The following is an 18,920-nucleotide window of genomic DNA, read 5'->3' on the forward strand; positions in this document are numbered from 1 at the left end:
GAAGGTTTTAAGATTACACAAAACTATAAAGGAGACAACAATATGAAGAAGAAATATTCTTTAACCATAGTTATCCTTATTGTGTCTATAATAATTTATATAGGAATAAGTAATGGCTTGTTAGGTGGAAATAGGAGCAGCTTAATATCTGGTGAAAACAGCCATACAGAGTTGTCAAGTGATGTTGAAGCAGAAGGAGAGGCGGATTCAGACCTAAATAATAAAATAAATGGAGTAGAATCACTAGATTTAGAAAAGCCATTAGAGCACACAGGGTCTATAGAAGAAGGAATTTTTTTATTTGAGGATAAGGAAAGTGGTTTTTTTGTTAAAGAAAGAAAAGGATATTACATATCTAAATATGGCAAAATCAAAGTTAGAGAATGGGAAAAATTTTCTCATGTAGAGCACAGGTATAAAGATGTAATAGAATTTTTAACTGAAGTAGATTATTTAGTAGAATCTATTAGTCAATATCTAAATAAACCAAACTGGCTTGATGAATATAAAGAGAAGCAAGGAGAAGCTTTTGATGGTCTTATAAATTTTAAGTTTCTCTATGGAAATATTTCCTTTGTTGTTACGTATGATTATTTTATATTAGAAGTAAATATAAATGCAGATGATTTTAAGGAAGGTATTCCACCTTTGGCACATGAATTGGCCCATCTTATTGCACGAAATGGTAGCCATTTAGCTTTAACTGAAGGTTTAGCTCAAGTGATACAAGGGGAGTTCAGCAACATGGACCTATCAATTCATCTACACGAAATTATTATTCCTTATTCCAAGTTTTATCTAACAGAGGAAAACCAAATAGCAATCGATGCTATTAGTAAACTGGAGGAATTGGAGCTAGACTTTTATGGAGATTCATTTGAACTTGTGGATTCATTCTATACATTAAGCTATTCCTTCGTAAAATATCTAATCGATGAGTATGGAATAGATAAATTTATGGAGATATATTATGCAGAAGATCTCAATTCAAAATATGAGGAGATATATGGTAAAAATGCTGAGCAATTATGTGAGGAATGGACTGATTACGTAAACGAATATATTTTTGATTGGGAAGAATATTATAATAGGCAAGAGAAGAATCAGTCCTAGGAAAAATAATATCCAATAAAAAAACCATATTGCAAATGTTATGCTAATAACATATTCTATAATTGATATAATTACTAGGAGGTATGAAGATGAAAAGAATAATTTTTGTAGCATTAATTATAGCTTTAGTAATCTCAACATTTGGTTGTACAAAACAAGAGGAAAAGGTCATTAAGATGGGTTTTGTTCCTATGAGAGACGGAGACAAATTAATAGAATCTGTAGAACCTTTAACTAATATGCTTTCTGAAGAGCTTGGAATAAAGGTAGAGGGATTTACAGCTACTAACTATGTTGGAGTTGTAGAGGGATTAGGCTCTGGTCAAGTTGATTTTGGATTTATACCGCCTTTTGCATATGTTTTAGCCAACAAAGAGAGCAATGCACAAGTTATACTTACAGCATTAAACAAAAGCGGTGAAGCTAAATACCGCTCACAGTTTTTAGTAAGAAAAGATGGAGAAATTAAAAGCTTTGAGGATATTAAAGGTAAGACAGTAGCTTTTGTAGATCCATCTTCAACATCAGGATATCTTTTCCCAGGAGCACATTTAATCAAGGAAGGAATAGATATTGAAAAGGATATAGATTATGTTTATAGTGGCGGGCATGACAAGTCATTACAGCTTCTTTTATATGGGGATGTGGACGTTGCAGTTACCTTTGTAGATGTTAGAGAAAGGTATGCAAATGAGTTTCCTGATGCAATGGAGAAAACAGAGGTTCTAGATTATACAGATTATATTCCTAATATAAGCGTAACCGTAAGAGGAGATATGGATAAGGAGCTTCAAAATAAGATTAAGGCTGCATTATTAAAAATAGCAGGTACAGAGGAAGGCAGCTCACTTCTAAAGGAGCTGTTTAATATGTATGGCTTTGAAGAGGCTACAGATACAGATTATGATATTATAAGAACTACTGCAGAAACCATGAATGTGGACTTAAAAGAAGGTCAATAGGAGTTGATTGGATGCTAAAGTTGGAGAACATTACTGTCCTGTATGATGGAAAGGTATTAGCAGTAGACAATGTAAATCTAGAAGTAAAGCAAGGAGAATTTGTAGGCATAATAGGCTCAAGCGGCAGTGGGAAATCCAGTTTACTCAAAACAATAAATTTATTAGTTAGACCATATAAGGGAAAAGTATTAGTTGACAATGTAGATGTTACAGGGTTGAGTAATTCTCAGTTAAGAAGTATTAGAAAAAGTATAGGCTTTGTTTTTCAAGACTATAATTTAATCGATAGATCTACTGTTATAGACAATGTTTTAGTAGGAAGGCTTGGCTACAAGTCTTCCTTTAAATCGATTTTTGGTATATTTAGTGATGAGGATTATGAACGAGCCAGTACCGCCTTAAGACAAGTAGGATTAAGTGAAAAAATGTTTGAAAGGGCAGATCAATTAAGTGGTGGCCAAAAGCAAAGAGTTGCTATAGCCAAGACTCTTTGCCAAAGACCTAAGATAATACTAGCAGATGAGCCAGTTTCTAGCTTAGATGTGTCTACTTCTCAAACTATAATGGATTATTTTAAAAAGGTAAATGAAAAAAAGAATATTACAATAATGATTAATCTTCATGATGTAAATTTAGCTAAGAAGTATTGTCGGAGGATTATAGGGCTTAAAAATGGGAAGGTTGTCTATGATGGAAGTGCAGGTGACTTAAGGGATGAACTCCTTGAAGCAATATATCTTTAAGAAGAAAGCATATAAATATTTATGTATATTAGGAACTGCAGTAATCTTAATATTTCTTGGATACAAAGTTAATTTTAGCCTCATAAGATTATTTAAAGGGATCCCTAGTATGTTAAATCTTTTTGAAAGAATGTTAAGCCCAAATATGTCATATAGGAATGAAGTGTTCGGGAAGCTAATGGAAACTATACAAATTGCAATAATATCTTCTATTACAGGTGTTTTTATTGCAGTACCCTTTTCATTACTTATTGCTAGCAATATTGCTCCAAACAAGCAATTTTCAGTATTGTTATCAGCTTTATTCTCATTTTTAAGAACTATTCCTAGCCTAATTTGGGCAGCACTTTTAGTGAGCGTGTTTAGCATAGGAAAATTTTCGGGAATTATAGCTCTTACTATTATTGCATTTTTAATGTCTTTAAAGCTATTTAGGGAATATATCCAGTCAATTAATGAAAACCAGCTAAATTCAACTATATCTGTAGGAGCAAGTTCTTTGCAGGTTTTAAGGTATTGCGTTTTACCACACATGTTTGAGCTGTCTATTTCAGTTTTTTTTATAGTTTTCGAAACTAATATTAGAAGTGCTACTATTTTAGGACTGGTAGGTGCTGGTGGTATAGGACAAATTATGTGGAGAGATTTAAATCATTTAAGATACGATAACTTATCAACCTTGATACTAATCTTATTCACAACAATTTTATTAATAGATTTATCTAGTTTATTTATCAGAAGCTACCTAAAGAAATCATATATTAATTTTAAATCCATAAGCTCCTATAAAAAATATAAAGCCCTACAGAGTATATATATACCTCTAATAATAATTGGACTAATGTTTTTAGTTATTAAATCCTTAAATATATCCTATGACAGGTTTATCCTTGGATTAGGACAAGGTGGACAGATATTAGGGAGAATGATAAAAATAGACCTTTCATATTTTCCTAAATTCATAGAGGGTATAAAAGAAAGCTTTTTCATAGCCATCTTTGCTACTATTGTTGGAGGCATTTTTGCATTAGCGCTTTCCTATTTAACTGCATATAATACAGCTCCAAACAAAGGAGTATCTTTGTTTTTAAAGGGCGCCATCAATGTTTTAAGAACATTCCCACCTATAATAACAGCAATAATTTTCTTTAGAGGAATAGGACCTGGACCCTTAGCTGGAGCCATGGCACTTAGCATATATACTACAGGTGTACTTACAAAGATGTATAGTGAAGTACTAGAAAGCACACAAAAAAACATTCAAGATAGTGTAATAGTAACTGGTGCTACAAACCTTCAAAGCTATAGCAATGGACTATTACCACACACCTTTCCGACCTTTATAAGCCTTCTATTATATAGATTAGAATCTAATATTAGAAATTCTACTATTTTAGGTGTTATAGGAGCTGGAGGCATAGGAACCATATTATCTATGAACATTACATGGAGGAACTGGGAAAGAGTAGGCTTTTTGCTTTTAGGTATTTCTTTAATGATAATTATAATAGACAAGATAAGCTATTATATAAGGAGACTGTTATCATAAGCTAATATAATACAAATAATATATAAAGTGAGGGATAATATGAGTTTACCTAGTGCTTTGAAGTTTGCGAATTTGCCTACAAAGATTGAAAAGCTAGACAGGTTGTCTAAAGAGCTAGGAGATGTAGAGATCTATATTAAAAGAGATGATCAGACAGGAACAGAAATATCGGGAAATAAAATAAGGAAGCTAGAGTTTGCAGTAAAAGAAGCTTTAGAGCAAAAATGCGACTACTTAATTACTTGTGGCGGAATCCAATCAAATCATGCAAGAGCTACGGCTGCAATAGCTGCTAGATTAGGGTTAAAATCATACTTAGTACTTAGAGGGACTAGGGAAGATGATATAGAGGGAAATTACTTTCTAGATAAGATTTTAGGGGCAGATATTAAATTCATTGCACCGGAGGATTACAGGGAAAGAAGAACAGATATAATGCTAGAATTAGCAGATGAGCTGAATAGAAAAGGGCACAAGGCATATGTAATACCAGAGGGAGCATCTAATGGTATAGGCACATTTGGATACTATAGAGCAATGGAAGAAATATTGAAGCAGGAAGTTGATCTAGGTTTTAAATTTGATGCTATAGTTACGGCTGTAGGATCTGGAGGCACTTATGCAGGCTTGTTTTATGCAAATTTAGCATACAAAAACAGTGCAAAAATAATAGGATTTAATGTTTGTGATGATAGCAGCTATTTTAAAGAGAGAATAAAGAATATTCTAGAAGATAGCTTTAAATATACAGGAGAAAGAATAGAGTTTTCTAAGGATGATATTAATATTATGGATGGATATGTAGGCAAAGGATATGCTATAAGCAGTCCTGAGGAAATTAGATTCATACATAGATTTGCAAAGCTAGAGGGAATAATATTAGATCCTGTATATACTGGAAAAGCAATGCTTGGGTTAGTAGGGGAAATAGAAAAAGGAAAACTAAAGCATTATAGAAAAATATTATTTATTCATACAGGTGGGATTTTTGGAGTTTTTTCTAAAAAAGATATGTTTTTCTTATAAAAATCAAAAAAACACTTGTAATATTTTTTATATGGTATATACTAATAGAGAACCTTAATTCGGAAGTAAATTAATTATATATGAATATTTTTCGAAGTATCTAAGAACAAAGCTAAGTTAGAGTACAGATTTTCGGAATTTTTATTTATTATTTAATATTACAGAGAATTAAAGGAATAAAAATTTCGGAGGTAATAAAGCATGACTGGTACAGTAAAATGGTTTAATTCAGAAAAAGGATTTGGATTTATCACTACAGAAGAAGGAAATGACGTTTTCGCTCATTTTTCACAAATCAACAAAGAAGGATTCAAAACTTTAGAAGAAGGTCAAAAAGTAAGCTTTAATGTTGTTGAAGGTGCAAAAGGCCCACAAGCTGAAAACATTACAATATTATAATTGACTAAGAAAAGAGAACCTGAAGAGTAAAATCTTCAGGTTTTTAATTTTGGCCCTAAGATAAAAGGAAATTGGACAGCCACAAATTCATTCCTAATTTATAAGATATATTAAAAAGGGAAAAGGTGGAATGATAATGGAAACTTTGACTTTAGGTTCAAGAGGTCCAAATGTCAAGCTGGTTCAAAGTCTTCTTAACAAGATAGGATATAATCCAGGAGCAGTAGATGGAATATTTGGTGCTCAAACTAGGCAGGCTGTCATAGCCTTCCAAGGAAATAATAGATTAACCCCTGATGGCATCGTAGGTCCTGCAACGTGGAAGGTATTCGACAGACTTTTATTAGGGCATGATACCTATACTATTAAATCAGGAGATACATTATACAGTATAGCTTCTAAGTTTTACACAACTGTAAGTGCAATATTAACTGCTAATCCGGGAATTGCTCCTAATAATCTAGCTGTAGGTCAGAGAATAGTAGTGCCTTATGGGATTGATATTGTATTTACAGATATTGATTACACATATGATATTCTTGAAAGGCAAATAAGCGGATTAAAGGCGAGATATCCATTTATTGAAGTAAGCTCCATTGGAAATAGCTCTATGGGCAAAAATTTATATTGCATAAAGCTAGGTGATGGACCTAATGAGGTGACCTACAATGCAGCCCATCATGCAAATGAATGGATAACTACAACCCTACTAATGAAATTTATTGAAAACTTTTCTAAGGCATATGCAAACAAAGAGAATATTAGAGGGTATAATGTTCCTAATATTTGGAGCAGGAGTAGCATCTATATTATACCTATGGTCAATCCTGATGGGGTAGATTTAGTAAACTATTGGCCCAACTACCCTAATGAAGAATATGAACAGGCTGCTAGGTTAAATACGACAGGCTTGCCATTACCAAGGGTATGGAAAGCGAATATTAGAGGTACAGATCTAAACCTAAATTATCCAGCATTATGGGAAAAAGAAAAAGAATTAGAAATAAAGCAAGGAATAACAGGGCCTGCTCCTAGAGACTACGGTGGGCCGTATCCCTTATCAGAGCCTGAATCTATTGCTATGGCAAGCTTCACTAGGCAGCATAATTTCAGGCTGGTAATTGCATATCATACACAGGGAGAGGTGATTTTTTATCAGTTTCAAAACCTAGCTCCCCCTGAGGCCTTAACTATTGGACGAATGCTTTCAAGAGCTAGTGGCTATCCTATATCTGAGAACCCAGGAGAGGCAGCTTATGCAGGATATAAGGATTGGTTTATTCAAGAGTATAGAAGACCAGGATATACAATTGAAGTTGGGCGGGGAGTAAATCCTCTACCTATTTCTCAATTTCCTACAATATATAATCAGAATGAAGAAGTGCTGTTGTTGGGTGCAGTAGTATAGATAATTAGGCAAAACAAAAGGAAAGGGGACCCCTTTCCTTTTGTTTTGCTCTTATTTATTAAAATAGAACTGATTTTTTAGCTGGTTCAGTTTTTGCTATTAATTTTCCTTTAGTGAAGTTATATAATACTTCTTTTTTCTCATTAAGCGCATTATAGAAGTTGTCAGAGTTAAGAACTATAAAGCTTGCTGGATTTCCTTCTTTAATTCCATAGCTTTCGCCTAGGTTAAGAGTTCTTGCAGCATTATGAGTAATTATCCTATAGGAATTAAGAATTTCTTCGTAGCCCATCATTTGACATACATGTAATCCCATATGAAGAGCATCTCTCATATTGCCATCTCCTAATGGATACCATGGGTCAAATATATCATCATGACCAAATGAAACGTTGATACCATCAGCTAATAGCTCTTTTACTCTAGTTACTCCTCTACGTTTTGGATAAGTATCAAAACGTCCTTGAAGGTGAGTATTTACTAATGGGTTAGCAATAAAATTCATTTTGCTCATACGTAATAACCTAAACAGCTTATATGTGTACGCGTTGTTATAGGAGTGCATTGCAGTAGTATGGCTTGCAGTAACTCTTTCTTTTAATCCAGATTCATAAGCTCTTGCTGCTAAAGTTTCAACAAAACGTGATTGTTCATCATCTATTTCATCACAGTGAACGTCTACTAATTTATCGTATTTTTCGGCTAATTTCATTATGAAGTTTAAGCTTTCAACACCATATTCTCTAGTAAATTCAAAGTGTGGTATAGCACCTATAACGTCAGCACCCATTTTAACTGCATTTTCCATTAGTTGCTCACCATTAGGGAAGCTCATAATTCCCTCTTGAGGGAATGCAACTATTTGAACATTTACCTCATCTTTTAATTCATCCTTTAATTCCAATAGTCCTTCTAAAGCAACTAGTGTTGGGTCAGTTACGTCAACATGTGTACGAACATGACCGATACCATTTGATGCTTGCTTTCTTATAGCTTCTCTAGCTCTGTCTTTAACATCTTGTTTAGTTAATTTTTCTTTTCTTTCAGACCAACAAGCTATACCTTCAAATAGTGTTCCTGATAAATTCCATCTTGGGTCTCCTGCAGTTAGTGCAGAGTCAAGGTGAACGTGAGACTCTATAAATTGTGGTAATACCATACAACCATCACAATCAATAACTTCTACCCCTTCTGGAGCTGTAATATTAGGAGCTATTTTTTCAAATTTACCATCTTTAACAAGAATGTCTGTTTTTTCAGTGCTGTTTTCTAGAAATACATTTTTAATTAACATATTAATATCTCCTTTCTTAATTTGATTCGTGTTTTAGCATTTATGATAATTTTTATTTATGCTCTTTTTTTATTCATAGTTTCAGCTATGAAGAATACTACTGCAGAAACTACAAGAGAGTTTACTGGTGCAATACCCCATTTAACGAATACTCCTGCCGCAGCCCCAACTACAACAGCTGCTATAGCACCAACATTTACAGAAACAGGCTTGAAACCTTCAGTTTCATATTGTTTTCTGTTCATAAAGAAGTGAATTATAATAACTACTCCAACTGGAGGTATCATACCACCAAGCAAGCTTAGATATGATACAAAGTTGTTATATAACCAAAGTGCTGCTGCTGTTCCAATTCCACCACCAACAAGTACCATTGGTTTACTTTGAATTTTAGTTATGTTTGCAAGTCCAAGTCCTGCCGTGTATAGTGCATTGTTATTTGTAGTCCATATGTTTAATCCTAATACAATAATAGCAGGTATCATAAGTCCTTGAGTGATTAGTATATCAAATATGTCAGGAGTTCCTGTAACTGCTCCGCCTACTGCGCCGAATACAAACATGATACTATTTCCAATGAAGAAAGCTATTACAGTAGCCCATACTGCAATTTTAGAAGTTTTTGAAAAACGAGTGAAGTTAGGAGTACTAGTTCCACCACTAACAAAGCTTCCAATTACTATTGAAAGAGCTGCTGCCATAGTGATTGGCGCTGCAGGAACGTCTGCAAAAACGTTAGCAAAACCATTTACCTGATTAATACCATAATTTACTGAGTAAATTCCTAATGCAGCTATTAGAGGAACTGCTACAGAACCTAAAACTGCAAGTGCTTTGATTCCATAATAAGCTGTTGCTGTCATTAATACTCCAGTTACTATAATTAGAAGAGTAGTATTAATACCTAGTAATATTCCTACGGGTAATGCAAACATAGCAACGCCCACGCCAAACCAACCTATTTGAGTAAAACTGATTAGGACGGAAGATAAATAAGAACCTTTTTCTCCAAATGAATAACGAGCAAGTAAGTCTAATGTAAGACCTGTAGATTGACCAATATAAGCTAGGGCTCCAGTGTAAATACCTAAAAATGCATTACCTAAAATCATTGCGAGGAAGAAGTCTTTCATGTTAAGGCCTATTCCTAAGTTACCGCCAGCTGTCATACTAGGTGAAAAGAAAGTAAAGCCCACCATAACTACAAGTACTGCCCAGAAACCTTGTCTACTAGCAGCATCCACCGCTGATAGCGAGTGCTCAGTATCAACTGCCTTTTTTCTTGCTAAATCTGACATTTAAAATCCCCCTTTAATTTATTTATGTAACCAGTTACATTTTAAGATAAAAAAATATAAAAAATCTTATATTTTTTCGTGCAGACTACTGATTTTTTAAAAATCTTAAAAATGTAAACGTTTACATTTGATTATATATATTTGACACAAAAATGAAAAATCCTTCTTTTTTAAAAAAATTTTTAAAAATTTTATTATAAAAAAAGTTATCAGATTTAACTGATAACTTAGATAAATTGAAAACAGTTTTATAATATTAATTATCAAAAGTCTTTAGCCTTTTCCTGTAATTCTTTAACTCCTTTTTCTAATACTGCTTCAACATTTGTATCACTACGATCCATATTTTCAACAGCAAATGTGCTAATATCATTTACACCATAAAAGCCTAATAGGACTCTTAAATACTTATCTCCCATTTCATATTCAGACATTGGCGGCTCTGAATATTCTCCACCTCTTGTCACAATGTGAATTGCTTTTTTATTTTCTAACAATCCAGCTACACCTCCGCCAGAAGTATAGTTAAATGTAATTCCTGTAGCAGTGACATAATCAAAATATAGCTTTAGTATGCCAGGAATACTTAAATTCCATAGAGGTGCTGCAATAACATATTTGTCCGCTTCTGCAAATTCATATGCATACCTTAAGACAGGATGATTCCTGCTCTGGTCAGTTTTAGGGCTGTAAATAGCACTGATATCATCTTCTGTTAAAGGTTTTATATTTTCCTTATATAGGTCTAGAGTTATTACTTCATCATTTGGGTAACTGCTTTTATATGCTTCAATAAAACTATCTGAGAGCTTAAAGGTTCTTGAGATGCCCTCAGGCTTTGCATTTGCTTTGATATAAAGAACTTTACTCATTAATCTTCCTCCCTAGCACAAATTTTACTTATATGATAACTTCTAATACATTAATTATTTGCAAAAATGGATTAAATTATTTACAAAACAAGGCTAGGGATAAAATATATAGAAAACGATTACATATTTTATACTTGTCCCACAGCCATTTGTACTAAGAAGGAAACTATTACAACTAATGCAGATATAATAAATCCATGTAGCATTGGCGCAAAACCTGATTTCGCTAGTTTGTTAAAATTTGTTCTAAGACCTATAGCTCCTAGGGACATGACCATAAAATATTTGCTTATATTTGAAACAGAATAACTTATGGCCTGTGGTACTGTACCAGTACTTTTAATAGCTACCATAACCAGAAACATTAAAATAAACCAGGGGAAGATTTTCTTGAGATTAATTTTTTTTCTAGTATGAGTATTAATATTAATATTATTATCTAAAGAGCTTTTATCGCTTTTTCTAAGGAGCCTTTCATTAATATAAGAAAAAATTAGTACAATAGGCACAATAGATAAGGTTCTAGTAAGCTTCACAATGACAGAAAAGTTTCCAGCTATATCAGAAAAAGCATAGCCTGCTGCAACCACTGATGATGTGTCATTTACAGCAGTTCCTGTCCATAGTCCATAGCCTAGATCTGACATATTAAAGAACCTTCCCATTATAGGGAAGAGAATTACCATAATAATATCAAATATAAAGGTTGCAGAAATTGCATAGGCGATTTGACTTTCTTCTGCATCAATGACTGGTGCAATAGCAGCAACTGCTGAACCTCCACATATACCTGTTCCAGCAGAAATAAGGCTTGATAATCTCCAATTCATATTAAAAAGCCTACCAAGTAAATATCCACCACCAAATGCGGTAACTAGAGTAAATATCATAACGATTAAAGAAAATTTGCCTACTTCTACTACCTGTTTAAAGCTAAGACCTAGTCCCATAAGTATAATAGCAATGCGTAGTATTTTTTTAGATGTAAATTCAAAACCCTTATGCAATATTTTGTATTTAGAAACTATAGGATTTAATATCATACCTATTAATAAAGCAAAAACTCCCGCACCTATTAGGTTGTAGGGCATTAGTTTACTTATAAATACTGAAATATATGCAAGTATAGCTGTGAAGAATATTCCTAATGTATTTCTTTTTATAAATGTCATAAAATCAACTCCCTAAAATTAAACTCAATATTGATTTTAACATCTACTAATTATAAAATCTAATTATAAATAATTATATGTTTATAATATAAATTTATAAAGGTGTGAGAAAAATGCTAGATATGAGAATAGATTCATTTTTAGCTGTATGTAAAAATAAAAGCTATACAAAAGCTTCAAAAGAGTTATCTATAACCCAGCCTGCTATAACTCAGCATATTCAATCTTTGGAAAGGCATTATAACTGTAAATTTTTTGAGTATTCTAATAGACAGCTAAGATTCACAGCCGCAGGCGAACTTTTTTATAAGCATATATTAAATGCAAAAGCAAATGAGCAGGTTATTATGCAGAAGCTTCAAGAAATAAATAATGAGAAAAAGACATTAAAATTTGCAGCTACCTTGACGATTGGAGAATTCACTTTACCACCTATACTAGGTGAGTTTATGAACACCTTCAAAGAATACAATATAACCATGTATGTTGATAATACAAGGACAGTGCTTCAAATGCTAGAAAATGGTGAAATATACTTTGCATTAATTGAAGGTCTCTTTAACAAAGCTGACTATGAAACTAGACTATGTAAAAGGGCTCCTTTTATATTGGTAGCACCTGTTACCCATCATTTAGTTAAGAAAAAGCCTGTTTTATTAGATGAGCTTAAGGATGAAACAGTAATCATTAGAGAAGCAGGCTCTGGTTCTAGAGAAGTCCTAGAAAGGGGACTTTTTGATAAAAATCATACCTTAAAGGATTTTAAAAAAACTATTGAAATAGGAAATGTTAATGTCATAAAGGAGATGATAAAAAAAGAAATAGGGATTAGCTTTATGTATGAGGATGCAGTCCGTGAAGAAATAAAAAGAGGAGAGTTAGCTGAAATTACTATTCAGGATTTTGTTATCCAAAGAGAGTTTAACTTTATTCATTTAAAAAACGAAATAATGAGGTTAGAATTTGATGCTTTATTTTCCTTTTTCAAAAACAGTATAAATTGATGGATGTAATAATGTTTTGAGTATATTAAATCAAAAGCACAGATAATTGACAATTATAGATACAGAAGCTAAACTAACAGTAGCGCCTTGTCATATTAAGGAGGATGAGGTAATTATAAGCACAGATTTTACGACTTAAAGGGGGAGACAGATTGGTTTTTTCAAGCTTAGTTTTTATTTATTTGTTTTTACCTATTAGTTTAATATTATATTTTATTTCTAAAAATCAGACATACAGAAATGCAATACTAATAATTTTATCTTTAGCTTTTTATGCTTGGGGAGAGCCAGTATGGATAACTATAATGATTTTTAGTGCTACTATAGACTATTATCATGGTTTGATTGTAGAAAAGTATAGGGGTAAGTGGCAGAGTAAGGCAGCACTGATATCATCTATAACCATAAACCTTTTTATTTTAATCCTTTTCAAATACACAGGCTTTATTATCCAAAATATAGAGTACATAATGAACGTAAAAATCCCTTACACTGGCTTTAACTTACCAATAGGAATTTCATTCTATACATTTCAAACTATTTCCTATGTGGTTGATGTTTATAGAGGTGAAGTAGAAGCCCAAAAATCACCCTTTAAAATGCTGCTGTTTGTGTCATTATTTCATCAACTGGTAGCAGGCCCCATAGTTAGATACAAGGATATTGCATACGATATAGACAATAGGAAGATTACGGCTAAAACCTTTAATCAAGGAATCAACAGATTTCTCGTTGGATTAAGCAAAAAGGTTATAATAGCAAATAACGTAGGAGGAATATCAGAGCTATTTCTTAAATCAGAGCTAACAGACCTGACAGTTTTAGGCTCATGGCTAGGAATATTCCTTTTTGCACTTCAGATATATTTTGATTTTTCAGGCTACTCAGACATGGCAATAGGCCTTGGAAAAATGTTTGGATTTAACTACAAAGAAAACTTCAACTATCCATATATATCTAAGTCTGCTACAGAATTTTGGAGAAGATGGCATATGTCATTAGGTTCGTTTTTTAGGGACTATGTGTATATTCCTTTAGGAGGAAATAGAAAATACGAAGCTCGTAACCTTCTAATAGTATGGTTTTTGACTGGATTATGGCATGGAGCAAGCTGGAACTTTATAGCTTGGGGCTTGTATTATTTTGTCTTAATATTCTTTGAAAGGGCGGTATTCTCAAATATACTTAAAAGAATACCAAGCATATTTTCTCACATATATCTGGTTTTTGCAGTTACTGTAGGCTGGGTATTCTTCTATTTCACTGACTTAGGACATGCCTTCAAATATATTGGAATAATGTTTGGATATGGGAATAGTCAGCTAGTAGATACATATTTTAAAATTAATTTTGCCAATAACATATATATTATTTTGCTGGCTACTATAGCCTGTACACCATTTTTAAAGAACGTACATAAATATATAAACTTATTGCTATCAAAAAAATCTATTTTGCATGATGGTTATATGCAAGTAGGACGGCCACTACTTAATTTAACAATGCTAGCAATATCAACAATATTATTAATTGGTATGACATATAATCCATTTTTATATTTTAGGTTTTAGATTACAGATTAGAGGTGAGCCTATGAAAAAGCTTAACTTAGGAATAGTACTCTTTATTCTTCCCATAACCTTACTAGGATTTCTAAATATAACTATGCCAAAAACACAAACAATATCCGAGTTAGAAAATAGAAGTCTTAAATCAAAGCCGGAATTCACAATAAAGAATGTATTATCAGGAAACTATTTTAGAGATTTTGAAGATTATTTTACAGATAACTTTATAATGAGAGAAAGCATGGTTAAATTAGGTATGGAGCTCAAGGATTTAAAAGGTATAGGGACAGGGGACGAAGTAAGTATAGTTACTTATGAAGGAGCCAATATTTTTGAAAGTCAATTCCCGATAGATACAGAGGAATTAACGGAGCCTTCTTATGAGGAAGGAGAGGGTGAAGAGCTAGTAGCAGATGCAGAGGAATTAGAAAGCGAAAAATTAAGCTCTGATAGTGACATTGAGGAGAAAGAAAAGCTACCTGAAAAAGAAGAAGCACCTGAAGACAAAAAATCTTCCGAAGAAAATGTAACTCCTGCAGAAAAGGAAAATAATGTTGAGAGAAAAGTAGGTAGTGTTCTCATTGTGAACAACAAGATAATGGAAATATTTTATTCTAATGAAGCAGGTGGAAAGGCCTATGCTAATGTAATTAATGACTTTTCAGATAAGATGGATAGTGATGTAAAGATATACTCTGTGCTAGTTCCTACACAAATTGAATTCATAAAGAGTGAAAAATATAAAGATTTATCATCCTCTCAGAAAGATGCAATAAAGTTTGTCAATGACAACTTTAATGATAGAATAGAGCCTGTTAATGCATATGATATTTTAGAAGAAAAGGCTGATGAATATATATACTTTAGAAGTGACCATCATTGGACAGCACTTGGAGCCTATTACGCATATACAGCCTTTGCAAAGCATATAGATGATGAGCCTGTTGCTCTTGACAAGTACGAGGTGGAAAAGGTAGAGAATTATCTGGGTTCCCTATATTCAATAACCTTAGACAAAAAAGTTAAAGAATCACCAGACACAATATATTTATATAAACCATTTATCCAAAATGAATATCATATTTACTATGAAGGGCCATTAAAGATGAATGTTTTAGATATGAGTCATGCATCAAAGGAGCGAAAGTATAGAATATTTATTAGTGGAGATAGACCTTGGGGCAGGATAAGAACGGAAGTTAAAAATGGTAAAAAAATAGTTGTAATTAAAGATTCATATGCAAATCCTTTTGTTCCATTTCTAATACCACATTATGAAGAAATATATATAGTAGACCCAAGACAGTTTAAACTAAACATTGAAACCTTTATAAAGGAAAAGGAAATAGATGAGGTTATGTTTTTAAACTATGCAATGGTAATTGGCGGAACAGGCTTTGCAGATACTTTAAGAGAGATGTTAAATAATAAATAGAATATTATTATAAAAAATATTTTAATAAATAAAACCTAGAGGGCGTTATTTGTATCTTAATATATATACGACATAAAAATGATTAATAAGTAATGCTTTAAGGTTTTTTATTTTGTGCAGTTTAAAATTTTGAGAAGTATAATGTAGCTAAGGAGAGATAGAATTATGAAAAAATTAATCAGTCTAGTACTCGTTTTTTCTTTATTGATTTCTATAACATCAGTACCAGCAAAAGCTATGAATACTGAAAGGGGAGATAAAGTCTCACCACAAATGGCACAAGCATATTTAGACGTTATTAAATCAAGTACAGATACACATGGAGTAGCTATTATTGAAGATTATCAAGTGGGAAATAGCGGAGGACTATATTATGCAGATTTAATAGATTTTGATGGAGACGGACAGAAGGAATTATATTTACTTTATGCTGAGGATAGCTTCACACATAGAGACATAATATGGGGCTTTAATGGTTCAAAGGCATATATAATAGGTGAAAATACATATTCTATTTATGGAACAATGAATAATGTAAGCATTGGTTTAAAACAAGAGGGAAACAAGACATATTTGTGTTATGAAGACATTACTTATCGCTCAGATATTCAAGATGATAAAGAAATGTTCATAGAGGACATTGTTTTTATAGTGAAGGAAGTAGAAGGAAAAGAATTAAAAGCTACCGCAAATTTATATAGCATATTGCATTATGATGAATCATATGAAAGACTAAAGTTTGAAGAATACTCTGAAGGAGAAAATTACGAAAATAGAAAGTTCATAACTGCAGAGGAGTATAAAGAAATCTATAATAAATATTCTTTGAATGAAGGTGAGATTTTAATTAACAACTCAAGGGGTGCACCTTATATAGAGATATACGACTATAGCTTAGATGATTTTATAAACAATTTAGAAAGCATGCTTATGTCTTCTAATATGAAAGACATATACAAAGATAAAAGTAGAGAAGAGAAAATGGATATTATGGATTTCTTAAATAATTTTAGGTTCTTCTATCATGAAGAATTTGACATTAGTAACTTAGACCAGGAAGTCCTTGCATGGTTTATGATTGATTTGCTTTCGAGAGAGGAAACATTGCTTAAATATGAAGATGTTGACTTAGATGATGAAAAATATGAAGAGTGGGAAGAACAAAAGAAATATAAAGAAATAGATATTAATAAAAAAGCTGTGGAGTTATTTGGCGTAAATGTGGATTTTCAAAAACATTTACCAGAACGCTATAAAGACGGATATGTATATGTACATCAACCTTGGGACGCATCATCATTATTTACTACAAAGATAAATAAAATCTATCCTTTAGGAGATAATTTGTTCTATATTCATATTCAAACCTTTGAAACATGGGATTATGATAATATGGATCTTATATTAAACAGCTTATATGAAGAATTACCATATAATATAAGAGCAAATTTTTATCAAATGGGTCAGGGGCATGCCATCATCAAAGCAGTCAACAATGAGGGCAAAAAGTCTTATCAGCTTATAAAGTACAATAAAAATGGAGAGTATTTAACAGAGGAGCAGCTCAGTAAGTACATAACAAAGGTGAATCCAGAACCTAACCTATCATTTGATTACTCTAAGGTTAAAGATTTTAAAGAGAGCAGAGAATTCATAAACTTTCTGAGAGATATAATAGCAGGATTAAAAGGCGAACAACCAAATGATAGAGCCAATAGTGAGCTTGTAACATATATTCAATATGCAATAGAAAATTCTAGTACTACTGCTTTGAAAAGCAGCAAGAATAAAGTCATTATTGATAAGGTCACCTTAAAACAAGCATTAAACAGTGCAGAAAGTACAAAGTCAGAGTTCAATAAAATCCTAGAAAGTAATCATATTACCTTAAACAAGAATATTGAAATTGTACTTAGAGTAAGGGGTGAAAATCTAAACTCAAACAAGGTAATGTCTGTAATTATTGATAAATCAGCTGTTGACTCATTAGGAACAGCAAATGGCATACGTATCCTTTTGGGAGATAATCAGCATACAGTTTACATAAATAGTGAGGATGTAAGAAATCTTGGAAACAAAATAGGGAATATTACATTGCAAATACAAAAGGGTAAAGACAAAGGAATCTATACAATAGTATTTGTAGATAGCAATGGAAAAGAGATAAGTGAACTGCCATATCCTATTAGCTTTTCATTTCCAGCAGACAATGAGCTTGCAACCATATTTGTAAGCTATAAGGGTGGCAATGATAATTGGGGAGGTCAGTATAACAGTACTACAAAGTCTATTGAGTTTAGTACAAGGTATTCAGGAGAGTATAGTATAATAGAAAATAATATCAATATTAGTGATATAGGAGAACTGACAGAAAGTCAGCAAAAGGCAATTAAGTTTATGGTGTCTAAGGGATACTTTGAGCTTGATGGAGATAAATTTAACGGACAAGCTCCTTTAAATCGCTATGACTTTACAATGGCCCTTGTAAAAATGTTCTTTGCATTAGATAGGGAGCTTGAAGCAACATTTACTGATATTGAAAAATTAAATCAATACTATCCTTATGTAGCTTCTGCTCAAAAAGACCAAATAGTAAAGGGCTTTACTGACAATACATTTAGAGGAGAAATCAATATATCTAAAGAGCAGCTTATTGCATTATGTGGTAGAACTCTTGTAGATAAAAAAGGGTATGTATATCCAGAAAACCCAAAGGACTATTTAGGTTTTGTAGACAGTGATTCAATTGCTGACTGGGCTATAGAAGACATAGCAATCGCGGTGCAAAATGGATTAATAGATAATGGTGGTATTTTAATGCCACAAATGGAGATGAGTCGAAGGGAAGGCTTAGAAATACTATATAAGCTATTTATGCTACTATACGAAACTTCACCAATAGAAGTTGAGATGGAGGAAATAGAGCAGCAGCCTAATAGTCCTATAGGAATTATTATAGGGAGTGCAATAGCACTAGTTGCCTTATTTGGAGGTGCCTATGCATACTCAAGAAATAAAAAAAGCAAAAAAATTTAAATTAAATAGCAATGTATATTAACAATCTCCCGTGGGAGGTA

The 18,920-nt window shown here is 32.4% G+C and carries 15 protein-coding genes; 11 read left to right on the top strand and 4 right to left on the bottom strand.

Annotation, left to right across the window (positions count from 1 at the left end; genetic code table 11):
- The first annotated feature begins 42 nt into the window (after positions 1-42).
- From BLV37_RS04555 to BLV37_RS04585, 7 genes are all read left to right on the top strand, one after another.
- Entirely contained in the window at positions 43-1,113 is a 1,071-nt protein-coding gene (locus BLV37_RS04555) for a gluzincin family metallopeptidase (protein ID WP_091727905.1), read from the top strand.
- A gap of 89 nt (positions 1,114-1,202) precedes the next feature.
- Positions 1,203-2,075 carry a phosphate/phosphite/phosphonate ABC transporter substrate-binding protein gene (locus BLV37_RS04560; protein ID WP_091727908.1) on the top strand — a complete coding sequence of 291 codons (873 nt, stop codon included), beginning with the start codon at positions 1,203-1,205 and terminating at the stop codon, positions 2,073-2,075.
- Between the two features lie 11 nt (positions 2,076-2,086).
- A complete protein-coding gene (gene phnC, locus BLV37_RS04565) occupies positions 2,087-2,818 on the top strand; it encodes a phosphonate ABC transporter ATP-binding protein (protein WP_091727910.1) in 732 nt (243 codons plus the stop codon).
- Positions 2,799-4,367: a phosphonate ABC transporter, permease protein PhnE gene (phnE, locus tag BLV37_RS04570; RefSeq protein ID WP_244270469.1), complete on the top strand. Its 1,569-nt coding sequence runs from the start codon at positions 2,799-2,801 to the stop codon at positions 4,365-4,367. The genes phnC and phnE overlap by 20 nt, the downstream gene beginning before the upstream one ends.
- A 39-nt stretch (positions 4,368-4,406) precedes the next feature.
- Positions 4,407-5,393, top strand: a complete 987-nt coding sequence (locus tag BLV37_RS04575) for a D-cysteine desulfhydrase family protein (RefSeq protein ID WP_091727915.1) — start codon at positions 4,407-4,409, stop codon at positions 5,391-5,393.
- Between the two features lie 201 nt (positions 5,394-5,594).
- Positions 5,595-5,792 (top strand): cold-shock protein, encoded by a 198-nt coding sequence (locus BLV37_RS04580; protein WP_091727918.1) that lies wholly within the window; start codon positions 5,595-5,597, stop codon positions 5,790-5,792.
- 136 nt (positions 5,793-5,928) lie between these two features.
- Positions 5,929-7,200 carry a M14 family metallopeptidase gene (locus BLV37_RS04585; RefSeq protein WP_091727921.1) on the top strand — a complete coding sequence of 424 codons (1,272 nt, stop codon included), beginning with the start codon at positions 5,929-5,931 and terminating at the stop codon, positions 7,198-7,200.
- A gap of 58 nt (positions 7,201-7,258) precedes the next feature.
- On the opposite strand, the gene codA is transcribed toward BLV37_RS04585, so the two are convergent.
- The 4 genes from codA to BLV37_RS04605 all read right to left on the bottom strand — a co-directional run bounded on the left by codA (position 7,259) and on the right by BLV37_RS04605 (position 11,836).
- On the bottom strand, positions 7,259-8,494 hold the full coding sequence (gene codA / locus BLV37_RS04590) for a cytosine deaminase (protein WP_091727923.1): 1,236 nt from the start codon (positions 8,492-8,494) through the stop codon (positions 7,259-7,261).
- A gap of 56 nt (positions 8,495-8,550) precedes the next feature.
- On the bottom strand, positions 8,551-9,792 hold the full coding sequence (gene codB / locus BLV37_RS04595) for a cytosine permease (RefSeq protein WP_091727926.1): 1,242 nt from the start codon (positions 9,790-9,792) through the stop codon (positions 8,551-8,553).
- Positions 9,793-10,055: 263 nt separating this feature from the next.
- Positions 10,056-10,664 carry an FMN-dependent NADH-azoreductase gene (locus BLV37_RS04600; RefSeq protein WP_091727928.1) on the bottom strand — a complete coding sequence of 203 codons (609 nt, stop codon included), beginning with the start codon at positions 10,662-10,664 and terminating at the stop codon, positions 10,056-10,058.
- A gap of 128 nt (positions 10,665-10,792) precedes the next feature.
- Positions 10,793-11,836, bottom strand: coding sequence for a YeiH family protein (locus tag BLV37_RS04605; RefSeq protein WP_091727930.1), 1,044 nt, complete (start codon positions 11,834-11,836; stop codon positions 10,793-10,795).
- 113 nt (positions 11,837-11,949) lie between these two features.
- Between BLV37_RS04605 and BLV37_RS04610 the strand changes: the two genes are divergently transcribed.
- The 4 genes from BLV37_RS04610 (at position 11,950) to BLV37_RS04625 (ending at position 18,879) form a co-directional block, all read left to right on the top strand.
- Positions 11,950-12,840 (top strand): LysR family transcriptional regulator, encoded by an 891-nt coding sequence (locus tag BLV37_RS04610; protein WP_091727932.1) that lies wholly within the window; start codon positions 11,950-11,952, stop codon positions 12,838-12,840.
- A gap of 152 nt (positions 12,841-12,992) precedes the next feature.
- Positions 12,993-14,411: an MBOAT family O-acyltransferase gene (locus BLV37_RS04615; RefSeq protein WP_091727935.1), complete on the top strand. Its 1,419-nt coding sequence runs from the start codon at positions 12,993-12,995 to the stop codon at positions 14,409-14,411.
- Between the two features lie 22 nt (positions 14,412-14,433).
- The gene (locus BLV37_RS04620; protein WP_091727938.1) at positions 14,434-15,843 is read left to right on the top strand and encodes a DHHW family protein; all 1,410 of its coding nucleotides are present in this window, start codon (positions 14,434-14,436) and stop codon (positions 15,841-15,843) included.
- A gap of 165 nt (positions 15,844-16,008) precedes the next feature.
- Entirely contained in the window at positions 16,009-18,879 is a 2,871-nt protein-coding gene (locus BLV37_RS04625; RefSeq protein ID WP_091727940.1) for an S-layer homology domain-containing protein, read from the top strand.
- Positions 18,880-18,920 lie beyond the last annotated feature (41 nt).

It is taken from the genome of Proteiniborus ethanoligenes (genome assembly GCF_900107485.1).
In the GTDB taxonomy this organism is placed as follows: Bacteria; Bacillota; Clostridia; order Tissierellales; family Proteiniboraceae; genus Proteiniborus; species Proteiniborus ethanoligenes.